Raw genomic sequence first — 20,672 nt, forward strand, 5'->3', positions numbered from 1 at the left:
CCGGGGGGGGGCGGCGCCCCCGCGGGGCGCGGCGCGGCCCGCCGGGTCGGCGGGCCGCCACCCGACGCGGGGTACCCAACGGGGGGGCCCCCCGTATCCGGGGGCCCCGCCTCTTTCGTACCGCCTCTTCGTATGCGCAGGTAACGAGTCCGTTTCCGCGCGGTTTTCCTTCCGGTTCCCCCCTTGACGTCTCCCTTGGTCCGGTCCTACCTTCCTGCCATCCGATAGGAAACCTTCCTAACAGTCATTCACGCTGTGAAAAACTTGGGCAACGGAAAGGCAGGTGCAGACCCCCATGGCAGGAACCGCAGGCACGCCAGGCACCCCGCGCGTCCTGCGCGCCATGAACGACCGGGCCGCCCTGGACCTCCTCCTGGAGTACGGACCCCTGTCCCGCACCCGGATCGGCAACCTCACCGGTCTGTCGAAGCCGACCGCCTCACAGCTCCTCGCCCGTCTGGAGGCCGCCGGTCTGGTCCTGGCCACCGGCACCAGCGAGGGCCGACCCGGCCCCAGCGCCCAGCTGTACGAGGTCAATCCGACCGCCGCGTACGCCGCCGGGCTCGACGTCACCCCCGAACGCGTCCTCGCCGCCGTCGCCGACATCACCGGCCGGACCGTCGGCGAGTACGAACTGCCCACCCCCGGCAAACGCCCCGCCCGGCCCGTCGTCCAGCAGGTCACCGAGGCCCTGGACGGTGCCGTCAAGGCGGCGGGGCTGGCCCGGGACGACGTCCGGCGGCTCGTCATCGGGACGCCGGGCGCCTTCGACCCGGGCACCGGCCGGCTGCGCTATGCCTCCCACCTCCCGGGCTGGCACTCCCCGGCCCTCCTCGACGAACTCGCCGCCGCGCTGCCGATGCCGGTGGAGTACGAGAACGACGTGAACCTCGTCGCCATCGCCGAACAGCGGCTCGGTGCGGCGAGGGGCCACGGCGACTTCGTACTGCTCTGGAACGAGGGCGGACTCGGTGCCGCGCTCGTCCTCGGCGGCCGGCTGCACCGCGGCTGGACCGGCGGCGCCGGCGAGGTCGGTTTCCTGCCCGTGCCGGGCACACCCCTCGTCCGGCAGGTCAGCAGGACCGGCAGCGGCGGCTACCAGGAGCTGGCCGGTTCCCAGATCATCCCCAGGCTCGCCCGCGAGCTGGGCATCGTCCCCGTACCCGACGGCCCGTACGCCGAGGTCGCCGCCGCCCTCGTCGCCCAGGCCGCCGAGATCGACGCGGGCCCCCACCGGCGGCTCCTCGAAACGTACGCGACGGGCCTGGCCACCGGTCTGGCCTCGCTCGTCTCCGTCCTCGACCCCGAACTCGTCGTCCTCAGCGGCGCCTCCCTCACCTCGGGCGGCGAACTCCTGCGCGGTCTGGTCCAGGCCGAACTGGAGGAGCTGGCCGCGGCCCGGCCCCGGCTGGTCGTGGGCGACGTACGCGAACACCCCGTGTTGCGGGGCGCGTTGGAAAGCGCCCTGGCGACCACCCGCGACGAGGTCTTCGACACCTCGCGCTGAACACACCTCCTAGCACCCCCCTGACTCCCCCCTCTCAGCTCCTCCCCTCATCACCCTCAAGTCCCCTGCCCTGCCACGCCCTTCCCTGGGAGAACTCGCCATGCCCGGAATGTCAAGAAAAGTCGCCGTCGCTCTCGCCGTTTCCGCCTCGACAGCCCTCCTCGCCACGGCCTGTACGGGCCAGACAGACTCGGCGTCTGGCGCCTCCGACGACGCCTCGAAGGAGACGACCATCACCTTCTGGCACGCCTGGAGCGCGCCGAACGAGGTCGCGGGTGTGAAGGCGCTGATCGCCGGCTTCGAGAAGGCCCACCCGAACATCCACGTGAACATCGTCGGCAACATGACCGACGACAAGATCAACCAGGCACTGCGCGCGGGCGGCAGCAAGGCACCCGACGTGATCTCGTCGTTCACCACCAACGGCGTCGGCAAGTTCTGTTCGTCGGGCGCGCTGGTCGACCTCAACCCGCTCTTCGAGAAGTCGGGCATCGACCCGGCGACCACCTTCCCGAAGGCGATGAGCGAGTACACCCAGTACGACGGCGACCGCTGCGCCGTACCGCTGCTCGGCGACGCGTACGGCCTCTACTACAACAAGACCGCCTTCGAGAAGGCCGGGATCACCAGCCCGCCCAAGACCTGGTCCGAGTTCGAGGCCGACGCCAAGAAGCTGACGATCACCAAGGGCGACACCTACTCCCAGCTCGGCTTCATGCCGAACTACCACGGCTGGGAGACGACCACCGAGCACTACATGGGCCAGTTCGGGCCGACGTACTTCGACAAGAGCGGCAAGTCGACGGTCGCCACCGACCCGGCCGTCTCCGACGCCATGACCCTGCAGAAGAAGCTCGTCGACGACCTCGGCGGCTTCAAGAAGCTGGAGAAGTACCGGGCCGGCCTCGGTGACGAGTGGGGCCCCAAGCACCCCTTCCAGACCGGCCAGGTGGCCATGCAGCTCGACGGCGAGTGGCGCCTCGGCATGGCGCTGGACGCCAAGCCCGACTTCGAGATCGGCGTCGCCCCGCTGCCCGTGCCCGACGACCAGGCCGACCAGTACGGCAAGGGCTACATCACCGGCACCATCGCCGGTATCGCCGCCACCAGCCAGAAGCAGAACGCGGCCTGGGAGCTGGTCAAGTACATCACCACGGACACGGACGCGGTGGTCGGCTTCTCCAACGCCATCCACAACGTGCCCTCCACGCTCGCGGCGCTGAAGTCCCCGAAGCTGAAGTACGACCCGCGCTTCAAGACCTTCCTCGACATCGCCGCGAACCCCAACTCGACCACCTCGCCGGCCTCGATCAACGGCGGCGTCTACCTCACCACCATCCAGGAGCTCGGCTACGACTACGAGAGCGGCAAGGTCACCGACCTGAAGGCGGGCCTGAAGAAGGCGGCGGCGCAGATCGACACGGACATCGCGCAGGCGAAGTAACCATGGCCGCCACCTACACCCTGCGGGCGAAGCACCGGCGCGAGAGGCTGCGCACCCTCGCCTTCCTCTCGCCCTGGCTGATCGGCTTCTCGGTCTTCTTCGCGTACCCGATGATCTCGACGGTCTACTTCTCGTTCATGCACTACGACGGCTTCAAGCCGCCGACCTGGGTCGGGACGAAGAACTGGACGTACGTCTTCGAGTCCTACCCCTTCTTCTGGCCCGCCCTGCGCAACACCCTGTGGCTGGTCGTGATCATGGTGACCCTGCGCGTCCTGTTCGGACTCGGGATCGGTCTGCTCATCACCAAGATCAAGACGGGTACGGGCGTCTTCCGCACCCTCTTCTACCTGCCCTACCTCGCCCCGCCGGTCGCCGCGACCATGGCGTTCGCCTTCCTCCTCAACCCCGGTACGGGACCGGTCAACTCCATCCTGGAGAAGATCGGCATCCCGGCCCCGGGCTGGTTCAACGACCCCACCTGGTCGAAGCCGGCGCTCACGATGCTGGCCCTGTGGGGCATCGGCGACCTGATGGTGATCTTCATGGCAGCGCTGCTCGACGTACCGAAGGAGCAGTACGAGGCGGCGGAACTGGACGGCGCGACACCGTTGCAGCGGTTCCGGTTCGTGACGCTGCCGAACATCTCGCCGATCATCATGTTCGCCGTCGTCACCGGCGTCATCGGGGCGATGCAGTACTACACGCAGCCACTCGTCGCCGGGAAGGTCGCCTCGGGCGTGATCCAGGGCGCGGGCACCATGTTCCAGCCCGGCTACCCCGAGCACTCCACGCTCACCCTCCCCCAACTCGTCTACAACCTCGGCTTCCAGCGCTTCGACTACGGCTCCGCCTGTGTCGTCGCCCTGGTCCTGTTCGCCCTGTCGATGGCGTTCACCGCGCTGTTGATGCGGCGCCGGGGCGGTCTCATCCAGGCAGGTGACTGACATGGCCCAACTACTGGAACGGCCGGTGGAGTTGAAGGTCGCCGCCTCGCCCGCCGAGCGCACGGCCCGCCGCAAGGCACTCCTGGAATGGATCGCGGTCCACTCCCTCGGCGTCGCGGCGGCCCTCTTCTTCACCCTGCCCTTCGTGTTCGTGTTCCTGACCTCGCTGATGAGCGACTCGCAGGCACTCAGCCGGGACCTGATCCCGCACACCTGGGAATGGGCCAACTACAAGAAGGTCTTCGACACCCCCGGCTTCCTCACCTGGTGGAAGAACACGCTCATCTACGCCGGACTGGGCACCGTCCTGGTGGTCGTCTCCTCGGTCCCCGTGGCCTACGCGCTGGCCAAGTTCCGCTTCCGGGGCCGGAATCTGACGCTCATGCTGGTGATCTCGATGATGATGCTGCCGCCGCAGGTGGTCGTCATCCCGATGTACCTGTTCTGGGCGAAGCAGCTGGACCTGTCCGGCACGCTGTGGCCAATGATCATCCCGCTGGCGTTCGGGGACGCGTTCTCCATCTTCCTGCTGCGCCAGTTCCTGACGACCATCCCCAACGAGTACGTGGACGCGGCGAAGGTGGACGGCTGCGGCGATCTGCGCACCCTGCTGAAGGTCATCCTCCCGATGGCCAAGCCCGGTATCGCCGCCGTCGCCCTCTTCCAGTTCTTCAACGCCTGGAACGACTACTTCGGCCCGCAGATCTACGCCTCGGAGAACCCGGGTGCCTGGACGCTGAGTTACGGCCTGGAGTCCTTCAAGGGCGCCCACCACACCGACTGGAACCTCACCATGGCGGCCACCGTGCTGGTCATGGCCCCCGTGATCCTCGTGTTCTTCTTCGCGCAGAAGGCGTTCGTCGAAGGCGTCACTCTGACTGGCGTAAAGGGTTGATCCACACATGAAACTCACCGTGGTCGGCGGCGGTTCGACCTACACCCCCGAACTCATCGACGGTTTCGCCAGGTTGCGGGACACCCTGCCCATAGAGGAGCTGGTGCTCGTCGACCCGGCCGCCGACCGGCTGGAGCTGGTCGGCGGGCTGGCCCGGCGCATCTTCGCCAAGCAGGGGCACCCCGGGCGGATCGTCACAACCAGTGACCTGGACAAGGGCGTCGAGGGCGCCGACGCCGTGCTGCTGCAACTGCGCGTCGGCGGCCAGGCCGCACGGCAGCAGGACGAGACCTGGCCCCTGGAGTGCGGCTGCGTCGGCCAGGAGACCACCGGCGCGGGCGGCCTCGCCAAGGCGCTGCGCACGGTCCCCGTGGTCCTGGACATCGCCGAGCGCGTCCGGCGCACCAACCCGGACGCCTGGATCATCGACTTCACCAACCCGGTGGGCATCGTCACCCGCGCCCTCCTGGAGGCCGGCCACAAGGCGGTCGGCCTGTGCAACGTGGCGATCGGCTTCCAGCGGAAGTTCGCCGCGCTGCTGGGGGTGACCGCCGCCGACGTCCACCTGGAGCACGTGGGCCTCAACCACCTCACCTGGGAGACGGGCGTCCGCCTGGGCGGCCCCGAGGGCGAGGACGTCCTCCCCCGGCTCCTGGCGGAACACGGCGACGCCATCGCCGACGACCTCCGTCTTCCGCTCCATGTCCTGGACAGCCTGGAGACGGTCCCGTCCTACTACCTGCGCTACTACTACGCCCACGACAACGTCGTACGGGAACTACGCACCAAGCCCTCCCGGGCGGCCGAGGTCGCGGCGATGGAGGCGGAACTGCTGCGCATGTACGGCGATCCGGCGCTGGACGAGAAGCCGGAGCTGCTCGCCAAGCGCGGCGGCGCCTTCTACTCGGAGGCGGCGGTGGACCTCGCCGCGTCGCTGCTGGGCGGGGGCGGCAGTCCCTACCAGGTGGTGAACACGTACAACAAGGGGACACTGCCCTTCCTGCCGGACGACGCGGTGATCGAGACCCAGGCGGCGGTGGGCCCGAAGGGGGCGACTCCGCTGGCTGTCGAGCCGGTCGACCCGCTGTACGCGGGGCTGATCGCCAATGTCACCGCCTATGAGGAACTGGCCCTGGAAGCCGCTCTGCACGGCGGGCGGAACCGGGTCTTCCGGGCTCTTCTCGCCCATCCGCTGGTCGGACAGTACGACTACGCGGAGACCCTGACCGACACCCTGATCGCGCACAACCGGGAGCATCTCGCGTGGGCATGACCGCACACGTCCTCGCCGTCGACGCCGGCAACAGCAAGACCGACGTGGCGGTGGTCGCCGCCGACGGGGAGGTGCTGGCCACGGCGCGCGGCGGGGGGTTCCGGCCGCCGGCCGACGGCCTCGACGTGGCCGTCTCCGGACTGGCCACCGCCGTCGACGAGGCCTTCACCGCCGCCGGGGTCACCTCCGTCGACCGGGTCTCGGCGTGTCTCGCGAACGCCGACTTCCCCGTGGAGGAACGGCAGTTCACGGCCGCGCTGCACGCGCGCGCGTGGGGCGCGAGTGTCGACGTGCGCAACGACACCTTCGCGATCCTGCGGGCCGGGATCACCGAGCCGCGCGGGGTCGCCGTCGTCTGCGGCGCCGGCATCAACTGCGTGGGGATGACCCCGGACGGCCGCACCGCCCGGTTCCCGGCGCTCGGGCGCATCTCCGGGGACTGGGGCGGCGGTTGGGGCCTGGCGGAGGAGGCCATGTGGCACGCGGCACGGGCGGAGGACGGGCGGGGCGGTCCGACGGCGCTGCTCACAGCCCTGCCCGCCCACTTCGGGCTCACCTCCATGTACGCGCTGATCGAGGCCCTGCACCTGGGGCACGTCGACGACGCGCGGCGGCACGAGCTGACGCCGGTGCTGTTCGCCACCGCGGCGGACGGTGACCCGGTGGCGTGCGCACTGGTGGACCGGCTGGCCGAGGAGGTGGTCGCCATGGCCACGGTCGCGCTCGACCGCCTCGGTCTCCTCGAAGAGGAGACGCCGGTTCTGCTCGGCGGCGGTGTACTGGCCGCCCAGCACGCCCGGTTGACGGACCGCATCACCGAACTGCTGGCCGCGCGTGCGCCCAAGGCGGTCGCGCGGGTGGTCACGGCACGGCCGGTGCTGGGCGCGGCGCTGCTGGGCCTCGACCACACGAACGCCCCGGCGGAGGTGCACGCGCGCGTACGGAGCTTCTACGAGGGCTGAGAGGACTGACACCAGGCCTGATACGAGGTCTGACCCCCTTCGTACGGGAACCGAACAGATTCCGGCGGCGTATTCATGGGCAGAGGGGTGGTGCGGGGAGCGCGGGTATGTCCGAATGCAGGACAGCGCGCCCCCGCACAACGCCTCCGCACTGCAACACAACGCGGCCGCACTGCGATCCGATCAAGATCCAGTGAAGCCCGGTGCGGATTGTCAGTGCCGGGGGCGATACTGGCGGTGACGGATGACCATGGGGGAGGTCACAGTGACATCCACGAGCAGTGCGGCACCACCGGCGCCCAACTCGCCCGGCACAGTGGGCACGACCGGCACGACCGCCGCCACGTCCCCGCCCGCCGTCCCGGCGCAGGCGGGCGCGGGTCCGGCCCCCGGCGCCCCCCAGCCGCCGCGCCGTACCGCCTTCGCCGAGGGCGTCGACCAGCTGCGGGCCGCCGCGACCACCGAGCCGGGGCGGCTGCGCATCATCGGCGCCCTGCTCGCCGCGCTCGTCGTGGCGTTCGGCGCCGTCACCGCCTGGCAGATGACGGACCGTTCGTCCGCCGCCGACGACGTGCTGCACAACAGCCAGCCCCTCAGCTCCGCCGCCGCGGACATCTACAGCTCCCTCGCCGACGCCAACACCGCAGCCTCCAGCGGCTTCCTGGCCGGCGGTGACGAGACGGCGGACTCCCGCGAGCGCTACCAGCGGGACATCCGCAACGCCGCCGCCAAGCTCTCCAGCGCGGCGACCAACTCCGAGCCGGACTCCCCGTCGGCGACGACCATCGGCAAGCTCAACGAGCTGCTGACGGAGTACACGGGCTACATCGAGCGGGCCCGCGCCAACAACCGGCTGGGTTACCCGGTCGGCGGCTCGTATCTGCGCCTGGCCAACGAGAAGATGCAGGACGAGATGCTCCCCGAGGCGGAGAAGCTCTACGCCAGGGAGAACCAGCGGCTGCGCTCCGACTACGCGGACGCGACCTCGTACCCATGGGCGGCGATCGGGCTCGGCGTCGTCGTGCTCGGCGCCCTGGTCTGGGCCCAGCGGCGCAACTACCGGCGGACGAACCGGGTGCTGAACCACGGTCTGGTGGCGGCGACGGCCACCGCGACGATCGTCCTGCTGTGGCTGGTCGCCGGACAGAGCTTCGCCCGCTCGGGCCTCAACGACTCCTACGACCACGGCATCCGTTCGCTGAACGTCCTGCACGACGCCCGGATCGCCTCCCTGAAGGCACGCGGCAACGAGAACCTGACGCTGGTGGCGCGCGGCGCGGAGACGACCGAGCTGAAGAGCGGCGAGATCGTCGACGCCTACGACAACGACTTCAACGGCGACATGAGCACGCTCGGCAAGGGCCTCGCCGAGGCCGAGCGGCTCGCCGACGACGCGGCGGGCAAGAAGCCGGTCACCACGGCCGTCGGCGGCATGGAGGAGTGGGAGAGCCGCCACAAGACGGCGCAGGCGGCGTACAGGTCGGGTGACTTCCAGCTGGCGCTCGCCAAGGTCATAGGCGGCAAGAGCGACAAGCCGACCGGCGAGTGCTTCGACAACGTCGACAGGGCGCTGAAGACGGCGATCGGGCACGAGGAGACGGAGTTCCAGCAGGCGGCCGGGAACGGCCGGGACGCGATGACCGGCCTCCCGGTGGGCGCCGGTGCCCTGGCCGTGCTGGGGGCGGCGGGCGCGGTGCTCGGCATCGGGCGCAGGCTGTCGGAGTACCGCTGATGCGGTCCGAAGCGGTAGAGATGCGGTACGACGCAGTACAAGGGAGTGCGGCGGCAAGGAAGTTCGGGCGATGAGAGGGGGCGTGACGATGTACGCACAGTGGCTTCTGCGGGGTCCGCGCACCGGTCTCCAGTTCCTGCTGGCCGGTCTCCGGACCCTGAGGGCAGGCCTGCGGGGCTGGGGCGGTGTGGGGGCGATGGCGGCCGTCTGCGCCCTCGCGGTGGCCTTCGCGCTGCTGCTCCCGCTGACCCAGTCGTCCGGCGACGGCAGTACGGGCACCGGCGGCCAGGGCGTCGCCGAGGGCATCCAGGCGAAGGCGGAGGACTGCGTGAACGCGCAGGACCAGAGCCCGCCCCCGTCCGACCTGGACGGAAAGACGATCGAGGCGATCAAGGCCCGCAAGGGCGAGGACCGCAAGCTGATCGTCGGCGTCGACCAGAACAGCTACCGCTGGGGCTACCGCGATCCGAACGGCGGCAGGGCGGCGGAGCTGGAGGGCTTCGACATCGACCTGGTCCACCGGATCGCGAAGGACATCCTCGGCGACGAGGACGCGGTCCAGTTCAAGGCCATCCCGACCAACCAGCGCATCCCGGCGATCAAGGCCGGCCGCGTCGACATGATCGTCCGCACGATGACGATCAGCTGTGCCCGGCTGAACGACGTGGCGTTCTCCGCCCCGTACTTCCTCACCGGCCAGCAGGTCCTCGCGCCCAAGAGTTCCACGATCAAGGGGTACGACAAGACGCTCGCCGGCAAGCGGATCTGCTCGGCGAAGGGCTCCACGGCGCTGGAGAAGCTGGAGGCGGACCAGGCCGCGAAGAAGGTTCCGGCCGCCTCCGCCGACATCAGTACCAAGGTCCCCAACCAGCTCGACTGCCTCGTCCGGCTCCAACTCGGCCTGGTGGACGCCGTGGTGACCGACGGCGCGCTCGCCGCGAGCCAGGCGGCCCAGGACCCGACGGTGGAACTGAAGGGCGCCACGTTCACCAAGGAGTACTACGGCGTGGCGGTGAAGCAGGGCGCGACCGACCTGGCGGCACGGGTCAATCGCATACTGGAGCAGTACATCGCGGACGGCAGCTGGCAGAAGTCGTACAACAAGTGGCTGCTGCCCACGCTGGGCAGTGACTCGCAGTCGGCGGACCCGCCGAAGCCACGTTACAAGTGAAGGTTCACCAACCAACCAACTGACCGCAGGGCCGACTAGTCGAGGTGATCGATGGGCGTCACGGGAGCCACCGGGCCGGTGATGGACCGGGACGAGGTGGACCGTGCGCTGGCGCGGCTCGGCGCGGAGCACGAGGCGATCGAGACCTCGCTCCTCGCCCTCCAGGACCACGCGGGCCGCAGACTCCTCGAAGGCGCCGAGCTGACCGGCACGACCAAGGAGCGCTGGACGTCCGCGGAGGCGTCGATCACGCTGCTGTGGGCGTACTTCGACGCGTACTCGGACGCGTTGCGCTCCGCCCGTGGGATCCGTTCGCGCCGCCGCTGGTCCAGCCGCGAGGACCTGGTGGAGCTGACGGAGCTGCTGCGCGGCGAGTGCGTCACGGTCGCCGGCAGCGCGACGGCGACGGCCAACGCGCCCACCCTGCACGGCACCGGCAGGCTCAGCCAGGCGTACTCGCTGGCCGCCCTGGTCGAGCGGATGAACGAGCTGTACGCGACCTCGCTGGACATGGTCGTCACCGCCGACACGGTCTGGTCGGCCCTGCCCGCGCGGATAGATTTACTGGCCGCGGAGCTGCAGCGCACCCGCCAGCTGGCGCACTCCGTGGGCGTACGCCCCGGCGAGCACCCGGCGGGCGACGACCTGGAGCGCATCACGCGCACGCTGACCGCCCTGCGCGAGCGGGTGATCTCCGACCCGCTGGCGTTCTGGCTGCCCGCACAGGGCAGTTCGGCGCCCGGCGGCGGCCGTCCGGACACCACGGTGTACGACCGTGAGGCGCGCGCCCTGGAGGACGTCCGCCGGGAGATCGACGCCGTGCTGACGGTCCGCCAGGACGCGGAGGCGCGGCTCGTGAAGCTGCGCGACCTGCTGTCCCGCGCGGACCGCACACTCGCCGAGGCGCGCAGCGCGCGCGGTGAGGTGCTGGCGAAGATCGCCGCGTCGGAGGTACCGGCCGTCAGTGGCCCGCCGACGGCGTTGCAGGAGCAGCTGTCGACGGCCGCCGAGTACCGCAGACACGCCCAGTGGCACCGGCTCTCGCCGCTCCTGGAGTCGCTGGAGGCGAAGGCGGAGGACGAACTGATGCGCGCCCGCGAGTCGTTGACGGCGGTCACCCAGCCGCTGGCGGTCCGCGCGGAGCTGCGCGGGCGGCTCGACGCGTACAAGGCGAAGGTGGCCAGGCACGGCCTCGCGGAGGACCCGCTTCTGATCGAGCGGTACGACGCGGCGCGCCGCATGCTGTGGAGCGCGCCCTGCGACCTGCGGGTCGCGGAGCAGGCCGTGCTGCGTTACCAGCAGGCCGCCGCCGAGTTCTTCGGCGGCCCGCGGGTGCCCGGCCAGGCCGGGCCCAGTGACCGGAGGGGGGACTACTGATGAGCGAGACGGAGACCGGGGCGGAGCAGCGGAAGTGCCAGCGGCCCGAGTGCGAGGGCAGTTACGAGGACATGGGCGGCGGCGAGCTGTACTGCGACACGTGCGGACTCGCACCGGTCGTGTCGGCCACCGGCATGGTCGGTTCACCGCCCACCGGGGTCACCGGGAGCGGCAAACGGGGCTCCGGGCGCGGCAGTTCGTCCTCGTCGAGTTCCCGCGCCTCCTCCCGTACCTCTCGCTCCTCGCAGTCCCGCCGCTCGGTCTCCGGGCGGCTGTCGCGGGCCCTGTCGGGGAAGTCGACGGGCCGTTCGGTGTCGGTGCGCAGCTCGGGGTCGACCGCCGGGTCCTCCGGGCGCGGGCGGCTCGGTGTGGGTCTGGTCGAGGTGCCGGGTGTGCCGCGGCCCGACCCGCGCGCGATGGTGCTGGAGAACCCCGAGGTTCCCGAACGCAAGCGGTTCTGCTCGCGCTCCGACTGCGGGGCGCCGGTGGGGCGGGCGCGCGGCGAGGGCCGGCCGGGGCGCACGGAGGGGTTCTGCACGAAGTGCGGGCACCCTTATTCGTTCGTGCCGAAGCTCGAGGCCGGTGACATCGTGCGCGGCCAGTACGAGGTGGTGGGCTGTCTGGCGCACGGCGGCCTCGGCTGGGTCTATCTCGCCGTGGACCGGGCCGTGTCCGACCGCTGGGTGGTCCTCAAGGGCCTGCTGGACACCGGCGACCAGGACGCGATGGCCGCCGCGATCTCCGAGCGGCGCTTCCTCGCGGAGATCGAGCACGCCAACATCGTGCGGATCTACAACTTCGTGGAGCACCTCGACCAGCGCACGGGCTCGCTCGACGGCTACATCGTCATGGAGTACGTCGGCGGCAAGTCGCTGAAGGAGATCGCCAACGACCGCCGCACCCCGGCCGGCAAGCGGGACCCGCTGCCGGTGGAACAGGCGTGCGCGTACGGCATCGAGGCGCTCGAAGCGCTCGGTCATCTGCACAGTCGCAACCTGTTGTACTGCGACTTCAAGGTCGACAACGCGATCCAGACCGAGGACCAGCTGAAGCTGATCGACATGGGCGCCGTCCGCAGGATGGACGACGACGAGTCGGCCATCTACGGCACGGTCGGCTACCAGGCGCCGGAGGTCGCGGAGGTCGGCCCGTCGGTCGCGTCCGACCTGTACACGGTCGCGCGGACGCTCGCCGTGATGACGTTCGACTTCCAGGGCTACACGAACGTGTTCGTGGACTCCCTGCCCGACCCCGACCACATCGAGGTCTTCCGCCAGTACGAGTCGTTCTACCGGCTCCTGGTCCGCGCCACCGACCCCGACCCGGCCCGCCGGTTCGCGTCCGCGCAGGAGATGGCGGAGCAGCTGACGGGCGTACTGCGCGAGGTGGTGTCGCTCCAGACGGGGCGGTCCAGGCCCGCGCTGTCGACGCTGTTCGGGCCCGAGCTGAAGGTCACGGACTCGGAGCTGTTCGGGGCGCTCGACGGGGACGTGTCGCGGCTGGGGGCGCGGGTGGTGACGCCGGGCCGGAAGTCCTCGGCGCCGGCCGCTCCCGCCCTCGGTGGCACCACGAGGGCGCTCACCGGCACCCCGCGGCTCGTCAAGGCCGTCGACGCCGGTGCCGCCGCGCTCGCGCTGCCCGTGCCCCGCGTCGACCCGACCGACCCCAACGCGGGCTTCCTGGCGGGGCTGATGGCCTCGGCGGCCGGTGAGCTGATCGCGGCCCTCGCGGTGGTCCCGGCGCAGTCGACCGAGACCCGGCTGCGGCAGGTCCGGGCCCAGCTGGAGAACGGCGACTCGGCGACCGCCCTGGAGTCGCTGGTCAAGCTGGAGGAGGAGCGGCCCGACGACTGGCGGGTCGTCTGGTACCAGGGCGTGGCCTCGCTGGTGACGGGCGATCACGAGGGCGCCGCGCTGTCCTTCGACGCGATCTACGACGCCTTCCCGGGCGAGAGTCCGCCCAAGCTGGCCCTCGGGCTGTGCGCGGAGGTGCTCGGGCAGCTCGACAACGCCGCCGAGTACTACCGGCTGGTGTGGACGACCGACCCGAGCTATGTGAGCGCCGCGTTCGGCCTGGCCCGCGTCCAGTTGGCGGCGGGCGACCGCCGTAGCGCCGTGAAGACGCTGGAGTCGGTCCCGGAGGCGTCGATCCACTACACGGCGGCCCGGGTGGCGGCCGTACGGGCACGGCTGCGGCAGCGGACGGCCGCACCCGCCGACGCACCGTTCCTGGACGATCTGATCGCGTCCGCCGGGCAGGTGGAGGCGCTCGGCGGATACGGTCTGGACGCGGTCCGGCGGGAGCGGCTGTCGACGGAAGTCCTCGGCTGCGCGCTGGACTGGATACTCTCCCAGGACCAGGCTTCCGCCCCTCCGGCCGTCGGGGGGCGGGTGCTGCTCGGCAGCGACCTGGACGAGCGTGGCCTGCGCTTCGGCCTTGAGCGTTCGTACCGGACGCTGGCCCGGCTCGCGCAGGGCGGCGAGGAGAGGATCGACCTGGTGGAACGAGCCAACCGTTACCGCCCCCGGACGTGGGTGTAGTTGATGTCCCAGATGCCCCAGCCCACCGCCCTGTCCCGGTGCCCGAGTTGCGAGGAGCCCCTCGAATCCGGCGACCGGTTCTGCGGCGCGTGCGGGTACGACCTGTCGGCCGTGCCCCCGCGCCCCGGTGACTCCCCCACCCTCACCCTGAGCGGCGCGCTCGCCGCCGCTCAGCTCCCGCCTCCGGAGGCCGCTTCCGTGGACTGGCCCCGCGCCCCCGAGACCAGCAGCACCGGCACCCCGGCGCCGGTGCACCTGGCGACCGACCTCCCGGGCACCGACTCGGGCGAGATCCCGCTCCCACCGCTGCCCGGCGTTCCGCCGCCCACGGGCTCGCCGGTCTCCCCGGCCACCGGCGTCCGGTTCGACCGACGGACCGGCGGTGAGCCCGACGAGTACCCGCTCCAGGCGCCCGCCCCGCGCGCGGCCGGGGCCTCGACGCCTCCGGCCGGCACGAAGGTGTGCGTGGCCTGCCGGGCGGGCCGCGTCGACCTCGACGGGTACTGCGAGAACTGCGGGCACGCCCAGCCGCGCGAGCGCGACCACATGGAGGACGAGGTCGGCCCGCTCGCCGCGGTCACCGACCGCGGTCTGCGCCACCACCGCAACGAGGACGCGTACGCGATCTCCCACACCACGCTGCCCGACCGTGCGCCCGCGCTGGTCGCGATCGTCTGCGACGGCGTCTCCTCGGCGACCCGCCCCGACGAGGCCTCGCTCGCCGCGTCCCGGGCGGCCGGGGACTCCCTGATGGCGGCCCTGCCCCAGGGCACCCACCCGCAGCAGGCGATGCACGACGCGATCATCGCCGCCTCACACGCCGTGAACGCTCTCGCGGACGAGCCCGGCGGGGCCCGCGAGCACACCCCGCACCAGAACTCCCCGGCCTGCACCCTGGTGGGCTCCGTCGTCACCCCGACGCTGCTGGTCGTCGGCTGGGTCGGCGACAGCCGCGCCTACTGGGTCCCGCTGGACCGCTCCGCCGCCCCCGCCCGCCTCACCGAGGACGACTCGTGGGCCGCGCAGATGGTCGCCGCGGGCCTGATGAACGAGGCGGAGGCGTACGCCGACGAGCGCGCCCACGCCATCACGGGCTGGCTCGGCGCGGACGCGTACGAACTGGAGCCGCACACCGCTTCCTTCAAGCCCGACCGGCCAGGTGTAGTGGTGGTGTGCACGGACGGACTGTGGAACTACGCGGAGGCGGCGGAGGAGCTGGCCGAGATTCTCCCGCCGGACGCCGCCGCGCGCCCGCTGCACGCCGCCCGGGTCCTGGTCGGCCACGCGCTGGACGGCGGGGGCCACGACAACGTAACAGTGGCCGTCGTGCCGTTCCCCGCCCCGTTGCCGGGGGCAGGATCGGCCTGAGGGCACTGACACGGGGGTGGCCTCGGAAGGACCGGAGGGGACTGGTCCGCAATACAGTCACTGCTCCACAGGTGTGGGGTTTTCGAGGGGGAGCGAAGCACGCATGGCCAATTTCTCGAAGTCGAACGTGCCGCAGTTCTCGGTGGACGTGTACCAGAACGAGTACCTGCCCGAGGGCGGCCGTGAGGTCAGCGCGATCGTGACGGTCACCGCGACCGGCGGCGGCACGGTCGGCACCGCTGTCGCGGCACCTCACCTGTACTCGCCCGGCCAGGGCCCGGACGCGGCCGTGGCGATCATGGTCGACTGCTCCGGCTCCATGGACTACCCGCCGACCAAGATGCGGGGCGCCCGGGAGGCGACGTCCGCCGCGATCGACGCCGTGCGCGACGGGGTGCACTTCGCGGTGATCGGCGGCACGCACCTCGCCAAGGAGGTCTATCCGGGCAGCGGGCGGCTCGCGGTCGCCGACGCGACCACCCGCGAGCAGGCCAAGCAGGCGCTGCGCCGGCTGAGCGCGGGCGGCGGCACGGCCATCGGCACCTGGCTGCGCCTCGCCGACCGTCTCCTGTCCTCGGTGGACGTCGCCATCCGGCACGGCATCGTGCTCACCGACGGCCGCAACGAGCACGAGTCCGCCGAGGACCTGAAGGCCGCCCTGGACTCCTGCGCCGGCCGCTTCACCTGTGACGCGCGGGGCGTGGGCACCGACTGGGAGGTCAAGGAGGTCACCGGGATCGCCTCCGCGCTCCTCGGCACCGCCGACATCGTCGCCGACCCGGCCGGCCTCTCCGCCGACTTCACGCAGATGATGGAGACGGCCATGGGCAAGGAGGTCGCGGACGTCGCCCTGCGGCTGTGGACCCCGGTCGGCACGGAGATCAAGTTCGTCAAGCAGGTCGCGCCCACCGTCGAGGAGCTGACCGACCGCCGCTCGGAGGCGGGTCCGCGGGCCGGTGACTACCCCACCGGTTCCTGGGGCGACGAGTCGCGCGACTACCACGTGTGCGTCGAGGTGCCCTCCGCGAACCTCGGCCAGGAGATGCTGGCCGCCCGGGTCTCCCTGGTGATCCCGCAGCCCGACGGCGGCGCCCAGAACCTCGGCGCACAGGGCCTCGTACGGGCCGTGTGGACCGACGACATGGTGGCCTCGACGTCGATCAACCCCCAGGTCGCGCACTACACAGGTCAGGCGGAACTGGCACAAGTCATCCAGCAGGGGCTTGATGCCCGCAAAGCGGGTGATGTCGACGGCGCAACGGCCAAGCTGGGACGGGCCGTTCAGCTCGCCAGCGCCTCCGGAAACGCGGATACTGCGAAACTGCTTGCGAAGGTGGTGGACGTGGTCGACGCCGCGGCAGGTACTGTGCGACTGAAGGCGAAGGTCGAAGAGGCCGACGAGATGACACTCGAAACACGGTCCACAAAGACTGTTCGTGTAAAGAAGTAGCAACACAAAACGTAGCGAAGAGGAGAGGGGGAAGCGCCGACATGCCGACCTGCCCGAACGGACACCAGTCGGGTTCCGACGACTGGTGCGAGGTCTGCGGTCACCGCATGGCCGGTGCCGTGCCCCCGCCCCCGCCGCCACCCCCGGCGCCCGGTTACGGCTACCCGCCGCCGGGCTCCGCCACCGGTGCGCCCGGCAGCCGCTCGCATCTGTCCGCCGTACCGGACGCCGAGCAGGAGCTGTGCCCGCAGTGCCGTACCCCGCGTGAGGGGGGCGCTCCGTTCTGCGAGGAGTGCCGGTGGAACTTCCTGACGAACACGGCGACCTCGTACACCCCGGCCGCCCCGCGCCCGCCGGCGCCGGGCCCCGGCCAGGGCTTCGGCGGGGGTCCCGGAGGCGCGGGCCCCGGCCAGCGGTACCAGCCCCCGCCGCCCGGGCCGTCCTACGGCGGCGGTGGTGACGGCTACGACTACCAGAGCTCGCGTCCGTCGCAGATGAACCGCCCCGCCGAGCCGATCCCGCCCTTCGGCGGCGACCCGTCCCGCCCGGTCCCCCCGCCGCCCGGTCCCACACCCGGCGCGCCCGGTGGCGGTCCTGGTGGCACCTCGCCCGGCGGCCCGCAGGGCTTCGGTGGATCGCAGGGATACCCGCCTCCCACGTCCGGCGGGCAGCAGGGCTACCCGCCGCCCGGTAGCGGCCCCGGAGGCCCTCCGCAGGCCTTCCAGCCGTCCGGTCCGCCCGCGTTCCCGCAGGAGACGGGCCGACGCGGTGGCCCGCAGAACGGCCCCGGCGGCGGCTTCGGCGGTGACGACGACTGGGTGATCTCCCCGCCGTCCGGCGGCCCGGGCGGACCGCCTCCGCAGCAGCAGGGCGGTGGCTACGGCTATCCGCAGCCCGGCTCGACCCAGGCCCCGCCCGGACCCGGCGGTGGCTACGGCCAGCAGCAGCCGCTGTCCTGGAGCGCGACGATCGGCCCGGACCGCGATTACTTCATGGCGATGATGCAGCGCTCAGGACCCGAGGCCGCGGGCCTCAACCTGCCCGCGTACTCGCCGGAGCAGCAGCGCGCGCTCACCGGCAACCAGATCACGATCGGCCGCCGCCGCCACTCCACGGGCGAGTCCCCGGACATCGACCTGGCGGTGCCGCCGGAGGACCCGGGCGTCTCGCACCAGCACGCCGTACTGGTCCAGCAGCCCGACGGCAGCTGGGCGATCGTCGACCAGAACTCGACGAACGGTACGACGGTCAACGGCTCCGAGGAGCCCATCCAGCCCTTCGTCCCCGTACCGCTGCAGGACGGCGACCGGGTGCACGTGGGCGCGTGGACGACGATCACGATCCGCCGGGGATAGGGCCACCTGCCGGCGGTCAGTCGGGGAGGGGCCAGGCGTACGGACCCGTGGGTTCGTCCAGCCAGGCCCACTCCCGGTCGCCGCTCACGGTGATCCCGTACCGCTCCCGCACCGGCCTGTCCTCGCGCTCCCACAGCGCGTACGCCTCCTGCGGGTCCAGGCTGCCCCGGGTGAGCGCCAGCAGGAACCGGAACAGCTCGTGCTCGCGCGTCCGGCGCGGAAGCGCGCCCAGGTGCGGGATGTCGGGCTCCGGCCGGGTTGCGCCCCGCAGCGGCACGAAGTAGGCGGACGTGTGCAGGAAGCGGCCCTCGGCATGTTCGGCGTCGTGGACCGCGAGGGCGGCCAGGCCGGTGGCGAACGGGGTCAGGATGCGGGCGCCGGGGCGGCACTGGGCTAGCCAGGCGCGCGGGACCGAGGTGAGCGTGCAGGTCGCGATGATCCGGTCGAAGGGGGCCCGCTCGGGCACTCCACGGGCGCCGTCGCCGGTGACGACGACCGGGTGGTACCCGGCGGCGGCCAGATGCCGTCGGGCCGACTCGGTGATCTCCGGCTCCAGATCCACCGTCGTGACGAACGCGTCGCCGAGACGGTGCGCGAGCAGCGCCGCGTTGTACCCCGTGCCGGCGCCGATCTCCAGGACGTGGTGCCCGTCCTCGACCCGCAGCTCGGCAAGCATCATGGCCATGAGGGAGGGCTGGCTGCTGGAGGAGAGCAGCTCGCCGTCGCGCATCCGGGTCGCGAGCGGCGAGTCCGCGTAGGCGCCGCGCACCCAGCGCTCACGCGTACGCCGGTCCGGGCTCTCGCCCCACAACCGCTGCTGCCCGGTCACGGCACCGGCGTAGTAGTACGGCACGAACAGATGCCTGGGCACCGCCTCGAACGCCTCCCGCCAGACCGGGTCGCGGTCCCAGGCCCCGCTCGCCCCGATCAGCCGCACGAGTTCGGCCCGCGCCATGGCGGCGAGGTCGTCCAGGTCCTTGTCCCTGCCCTCGTGGAGAGCGTGCGCGCTCATACGTCCACTGTCCTGCGCCCCGGGCCGGGACGCGAGCGCCGATACCGGCCGAGACGGATTCGGGGAGGTCCTAAGCCTTGAGTCCTCGGTCTCCCCGTCTGAGACCATGGTGAGGTGAAAGAGATTCCGCGCGGCACGCTTCAGGAGCAGACCTTCTACGAGCAGGTCGGCGGCGAGGAGACCTTCCGGCGCCTTGTGCACCGGTTCTACGAGGGTGTCGCCGAGGACCCGCTGCTGCGGCCCATGTATCCGGAGGAGGACCTGGGCCCGGCCGAGGAGCGGTTCACGCTGTTCCTGATCCAGTACTGGGGCGGCCCCACGACGTACAGCGAGAACCGCGGCCACCCCCGGCTGCGGATGCGTCACGCCCCCTTCGCCGTCGACCGGGCCGCGCACGACGCGTGGCTGAAGCACATGCGGGTCGCCGTCGAGGAACTCGGCCTGTCCGAGGAGCACGAGCGGACGCTGTGGAACTACCTGACGTACGCGGCGGCCTCGATGGTGAACACGGAGGGCTGACCAGCGGGCCAGGGTCTCAGCGGACGGTGACGTCCAGCGACCCGAGCCCGGCCCTGCGTACGGCGATCGACCCGTACGGGGTGCGCAGCCGCAGCCAGGCCCCGGAGGCGACGAGCGCGAGCGGTGTGTCACCGGAGGACTCCGGTCGCAGGAAGCCCAGGGACTGGGCCGCGTGGACGGCGCGTACCGGCAGGTGGGTGTCGCCGACCGTCCGGGTCCAGATCTCCCGCCCGATCCGGTCGAGTTCGGGGCGGGTACGCAGCTCCGGCGCCAACTCCCCCGTACGGGACCGGAATTCGGCGACCGCCGCGGCGACCATCGCCCGCAGCGCGTCTGGTGCGGGCAGACCGGGCTCCGGTCGCCAGCCGCCGCGCGGGGGCAGTACCCCGGCCCACGGCGGGCCGGTCACGGCGGCGGGGACGGTGAGGGTGGCGGCGGACTCGTCCACCGACTCCAGGAGTTCACCGGCCGACACGGTGACGTCGAGGGCGGCGTCCAGGCCGTTCTCGTACGGCTTGGCGAGGCGGGCCGCCCGGATCGCGAGGACCTCGAAGGACGGGGGCCGTCCGAACACGGCGAGCGCGGTGCCGTGCGCCTGGAGGCGCACCGCCGCTCCACGGTCGTAGTGCAGCAGCCGGCCGAGGAAGGCGGCGAGGTCGGCCGCCTCTCCCTCGTCGGCGAGGTGCAGGACCGTCATGCGGCGACGGCCCCGCCCTCGTCGTCCTCGTCGTCCTCGTGCAGGTACTCCTCCAGGAACTCCCGCTCCTCGGAGGTGATGCGGCGCGGACGCTGGGTCGCGAAGTCGAACGGCACGACGACCGTCGAGGCCTGGACGTACACCTTGTCCTCGTCCTTGACCTCGTAGGTGAGCGTGAACGACGCCGCTCTTATCTCCGTGACCCACAGCTCGATGTCCACAGGCGTGTGCCGGTGGACCAACTGCCGTTTGTAGTCGATCTCGTGGCGTGCCACCACCGACCCCTGCTGGAAGTCCTTGTCCGGGCGGAACAGGAAGTCGATACGGGCTTCCTCCAGATAGCGGAGGAAGACCACGTTGTTGACGTGGCCGTACGCGTCCATGTCCGCCCAGCGCAGCGGGCAGCGGTAGATGTGCCGCAAG

General features: G+C 71.5%; 17 protein-coding genes. 14 read left to right on the forward strand and 3 right to left on the reverse strand.

Going from position 1 to position 20,672, the window contains the following annotated elements; all coding sequences use genetic code 11:
- The first annotated feature begins 295 nt into the window (after positions 1 to 295).
- The 13 genes from ACFYXF_RS28130 to ACFYXF_RS28190 all read left to right on the forward strand — a co-directional run bounded on the left by ACFYXF_RS28130 (position 296) and on the right by ACFYXF_RS28190 (position 18,021).
- Complete coding sequence (locus ACFYXF_RS28130) at positions 296 to 1,507, forward strand: ROK family transcriptional regulator (protein WP_389353514.1); 1,212 nt, start codon at positions 296 to 298, stop codon at positions 1,505 to 1,507.
- Between the two features lie 100 nt (positions 1,508 to 1,607).
- Entirely contained in the window at positions 1,608 to 2,951 is a 1,344-nt protein-coding gene (locus ACFYXF_RS28135; protein WP_389353516.1) for an ABC transporter substrate-binding protein, read from the forward strand.
- Positions 2,952 to 2,953: 2 nt separating this feature from the next.
- Complete coding sequence (locus tag ACFYXF_RS28140; protein WP_369033284.1) at positions 2,954 to 3,898, forward strand: carbohydrate ABC transporter permease; 945 nt, start codon at positions 2,954 to 2,956, stop codon at positions 3,896 to 3,898.
- Position 3,899: 1 nt separating this feature from the next.
- Positions 3,900 to 4,793: a carbohydrate ABC transporter permease gene (locus ACFYXF_RS28145; RefSeq protein ID WP_389353518.1), complete on the forward strand. Its 894-nt coding sequence runs from the start codon at positions 3,900 to 3,902 to the stop codon at positions 4,791 to 4,793.
- A gap of 7 nt (positions 4,794 to 4,800) precedes the next feature.
- Complete coding sequence (locus ACFYXF_RS28150) at positions 4,801 to 6,066, forward strand: 6-phospho-beta-glucosidase (protein WP_389353520.1); 1,266 nt, start codon at positions 4,801 to 4,803, stop codon at positions 6,064 to 6,066.
- Positions 6,057 to 7,028 carry an N-acetylglucosamine kinase gene (locus tag ACFYXF_RS28155; protein ID WP_389353522.1) on the forward strand — a complete coding sequence of 324 codons (972 nt, stop codon included), beginning with the start codon at positions 6,057 to 6,059 and terminating at the stop codon, positions 7,026 to 7,028. The genes ACFYXF_RS28150 and ACFYXF_RS28155 overlap by 10 nt, the downstream gene beginning before the upstream one ends.
- Positions 7,029 to 7,278: 250 nt before the next feature.
- Positions 7,279 to 8,760 carry a hypothetical protein gene (locus tag ACFYXF_RS28160; RefSeq protein ID WP_389353524.1) on the forward strand — a complete coding sequence of 494 codons (1,482 nt, stop codon included), beginning with the start codon at positions 7,279 to 7,281 and terminating at the stop codon, positions 8,758 to 8,760.
- A gap of 196 nt (positions 8,761 to 8,956) precedes the next feature.
- A complete protein-coding gene (locus tag ACFYXF_RS28165; protein ID WP_389353908.1) occupies positions 8,957 to 9,931 on the forward strand; it encodes a glutamate ABC transporter substrate-binding protein in 975 nt (324 codons plus the stop codon).
- Between the two features lie 51 nt (positions 9,932 to 9,982).
- Entirely contained in the window at positions 9,983 to 11,308 is a 1,326-nt protein-coding gene (locus tag ACFYXF_RS28170) for a hypothetical protein (protein WP_389353526.1), read from the forward strand.
- Positions 11,308 to 13,848, forward strand: coding sequence for a tetratricopeptide repeat protein (locus ACFYXF_RS28175; RefSeq protein WP_389353528.1), 2,541 nt, complete (start codon positions 11,308 to 11,310; stop codon positions 13,846 to 13,848). The genes ACFYXF_RS28170 and ACFYXF_RS28175 overlap by 1 nt, the downstream gene beginning before the upstream one ends.
- Positions 13,849 to 15,216, forward strand: a complete 1,368-nt coding sequence (locus ACFYXF_RS28180) for a protein phosphatase 2C domain-containing protein (protein WP_389353529.1) — start codon at positions 13,849 to 13,851, stop codon at positions 15,214 to 15,216.
- 103 nt (positions 15,217 to 15,319) lie between these two features.
- Entirely contained in the window at positions 15,320 to 16,666 is a 1,347-nt protein-coding gene (locus ACFYXF_RS28185) for a VWA domain-containing protein (protein WP_389353531.1), read from the forward strand.
- Between the two features lie 41 nt (positions 16,667 to 16,707).
- Positions 16,708 to 18,021 (forward strand): FHA domain-containing protein, encoded by a 1,314-nt coding sequence (locus ACFYXF_RS28190; RefSeq protein ID WP_389353532.1) that lies wholly within the window; start codon positions 16,708 to 16,710, stop codon positions 18,019 to 18,021.
- 16 nt (positions 18,022 to 18,037) lie between these two features.
- Here the strand turns inward: ACFYXF_RS28190 and ACFYXF_RS28195 are convergent, their stop codons facing one another.
- Positions 18,038 to 19,033: a methyltransferase domain-containing protein gene (locus ACFYXF_RS28195; protein ID WP_389353534.1), complete on the reverse strand. Its 996-nt coding sequence runs from the start codon at positions 19,031 to 19,033 to the stop codon at positions 18,038 to 18,040.
- A 114-nt stretch (positions 19,034 to 19,147) separates the two neighbouring features.
- On the opposite strand from ACFYXF_RS28195, the gene ACFYXF_RS28200 reads away from it, so the two are divergent.
- The gene (locus ACFYXF_RS28200) at positions 19,148 to 19,552 is read left to right on the forward strand and encodes a globin (RefSeq protein ID WP_369033295.1); all 405 of its coding nucleotides are present in this window, start codon (positions 19,148 to 19,150) and stop codon (positions 19,550 to 19,552) included.
- Between the two features lie 16 nt (positions 19,553 to 19,568).
- Here the strand turns inward: ACFYXF_RS28200 and ACFYXF_RS28205 are convergent, their stop codons facing one another.
- Positions 19,569 to 20,249: a hypothetical protein gene (locus tag ACFYXF_RS28205; RefSeq protein ID WP_389353536.1), complete on the reverse strand. Its 681-nt coding sequence runs from the start codon at positions 20,247 to 20,249 to the stop codon at positions 19,569 to 19,571.
- Positions 20,246 to 20,671 carry an acyl-CoA thioesterase gene (locus tag ACFYXF_RS28210; RefSeq protein ID WP_389353538.1) on the reverse strand — a complete coding sequence of 142 codons (426 nt, stop codon included), beginning with the start codon at positions 20,669 to 20,671 and terminating at the stop codon, positions 20,246 to 20,248. Before ACFYXF_RS28210 ends, ACFYXF_RS28205 begins: the two co-directional genes overlap by 4 nt.
- Position 20,672 lies beyond the last annotated feature (1 nt).

The organism is Streptomyces sp. NPDC002680 (assembly GCF_042889145.1).
Taxonomy (GTDB): Bacteria; Actinomycetota; Actinomycetes; order Streptomycetales; family Streptomycetaceae; genus Streptomyces; species Streptomyces adonidis.

What these genes read in the sequence shown, in the direction of transcription:
- ACFYXF_RS28140 (WP_369033284.1), top strand. Translation starts at nt 2,954, where the DNA reads ATGGCCGCCACCTACACCCTGCGGGCGAAGCACCGGCGCGAGAGGCTG.
- ACFYXF_RS28165 (WP_389353908.1), top strand. Translation starts at nt 8,957, where the DNA reads ATGGCGGCCGTCTGCGCCCTCGCGGTGGCCTTCGCGCTGCTGCTCCCG.
- ACFYXF_RS28135 (WP_389353516.1), top strand. Translation starts at nt 1,608, where the DNA reads ATGCCCGGAATGTCAAGAAAAGTCGCCGTCGCTCTCGCCGTTTCCGCC.
- ACFYXF_RS28145 (WP_389353518.1), top strand. Translation starts at nt 3,900, where the DNA reads ATGGCCCAACTACTGGAACGGCCGGTGGAGTTGAAGGTCGCCGCCTCG.
- ACFYXF_RS28190 (WP_389353532.1), top strand. Translation starts at nt 16,708, where the DNA reads ATGCCGACCTGCCCGAACGGACACCAGTCGGGTTCCGACGACTGGTGC.
- ACFYXF_RS28130 (WP_389353514.1), top strand. Translation starts at nt 296, where the DNA reads ATGGCAGGAACCGCAGGCACGCCAGGCACCCCGCGCGTCCTGCGCGCC.
- ACFYXF_RS28195 (WP_389353534.1), bottom strand. Translation starts at nt 19,033, where the DNA reads ATGAGCGCGCACGCTCTCCACGAGGGCAGGGACAAGGACCTGGACGAC.
- ACFYXF_RS28205 (WP_389353536.1), bottom strand. Translation starts at nt 20,249, where the DNA reads ATGACGGTCCTGCACCTCGCCGACGAGGGAGAGGCGGCCGACCTCGCC.
- ACFYXF_RS28170 (WP_389353526.1), top strand. Translation starts at nt 9,983, where the DNA reads ATGGGCGTCACGGGAGCCACCGGGCCGGTGATGGACCGGGACGAGGTG.
- ACFYXF_RS28160 (WP_389353524.1), top strand. Translation starts at nt 7,279, where the DNA reads ATGGGGGAGGTCACAGTGACATCCACGAGCAGTGCGGCACCACCGGCG.
- ACFYXF_RS28175 (WP_389353528.1), top strand. Translation starts at nt 11,308, where the DNA reads ATGAGCGAGACGGAGACCGGGGCGGAGCAGCGGAAGTGCCAGCGGCCC.
- ACFYXF_RS28150 (WP_389353520.1), top strand. Translation starts at nt 4,801, where the DNA reads ATGAAACTCACCGTGGTCGGCGGCGGTTCGACCTACACCCCCGAACTC.
- ACFYXF_RS28185 (WP_389353531.1), top strand. Translation starts at nt 15,320, where the DNA reads ATGGCCAATTTCTCGAAGTCGAACGTGCCGCAGTTCTCGGTGGACGTG.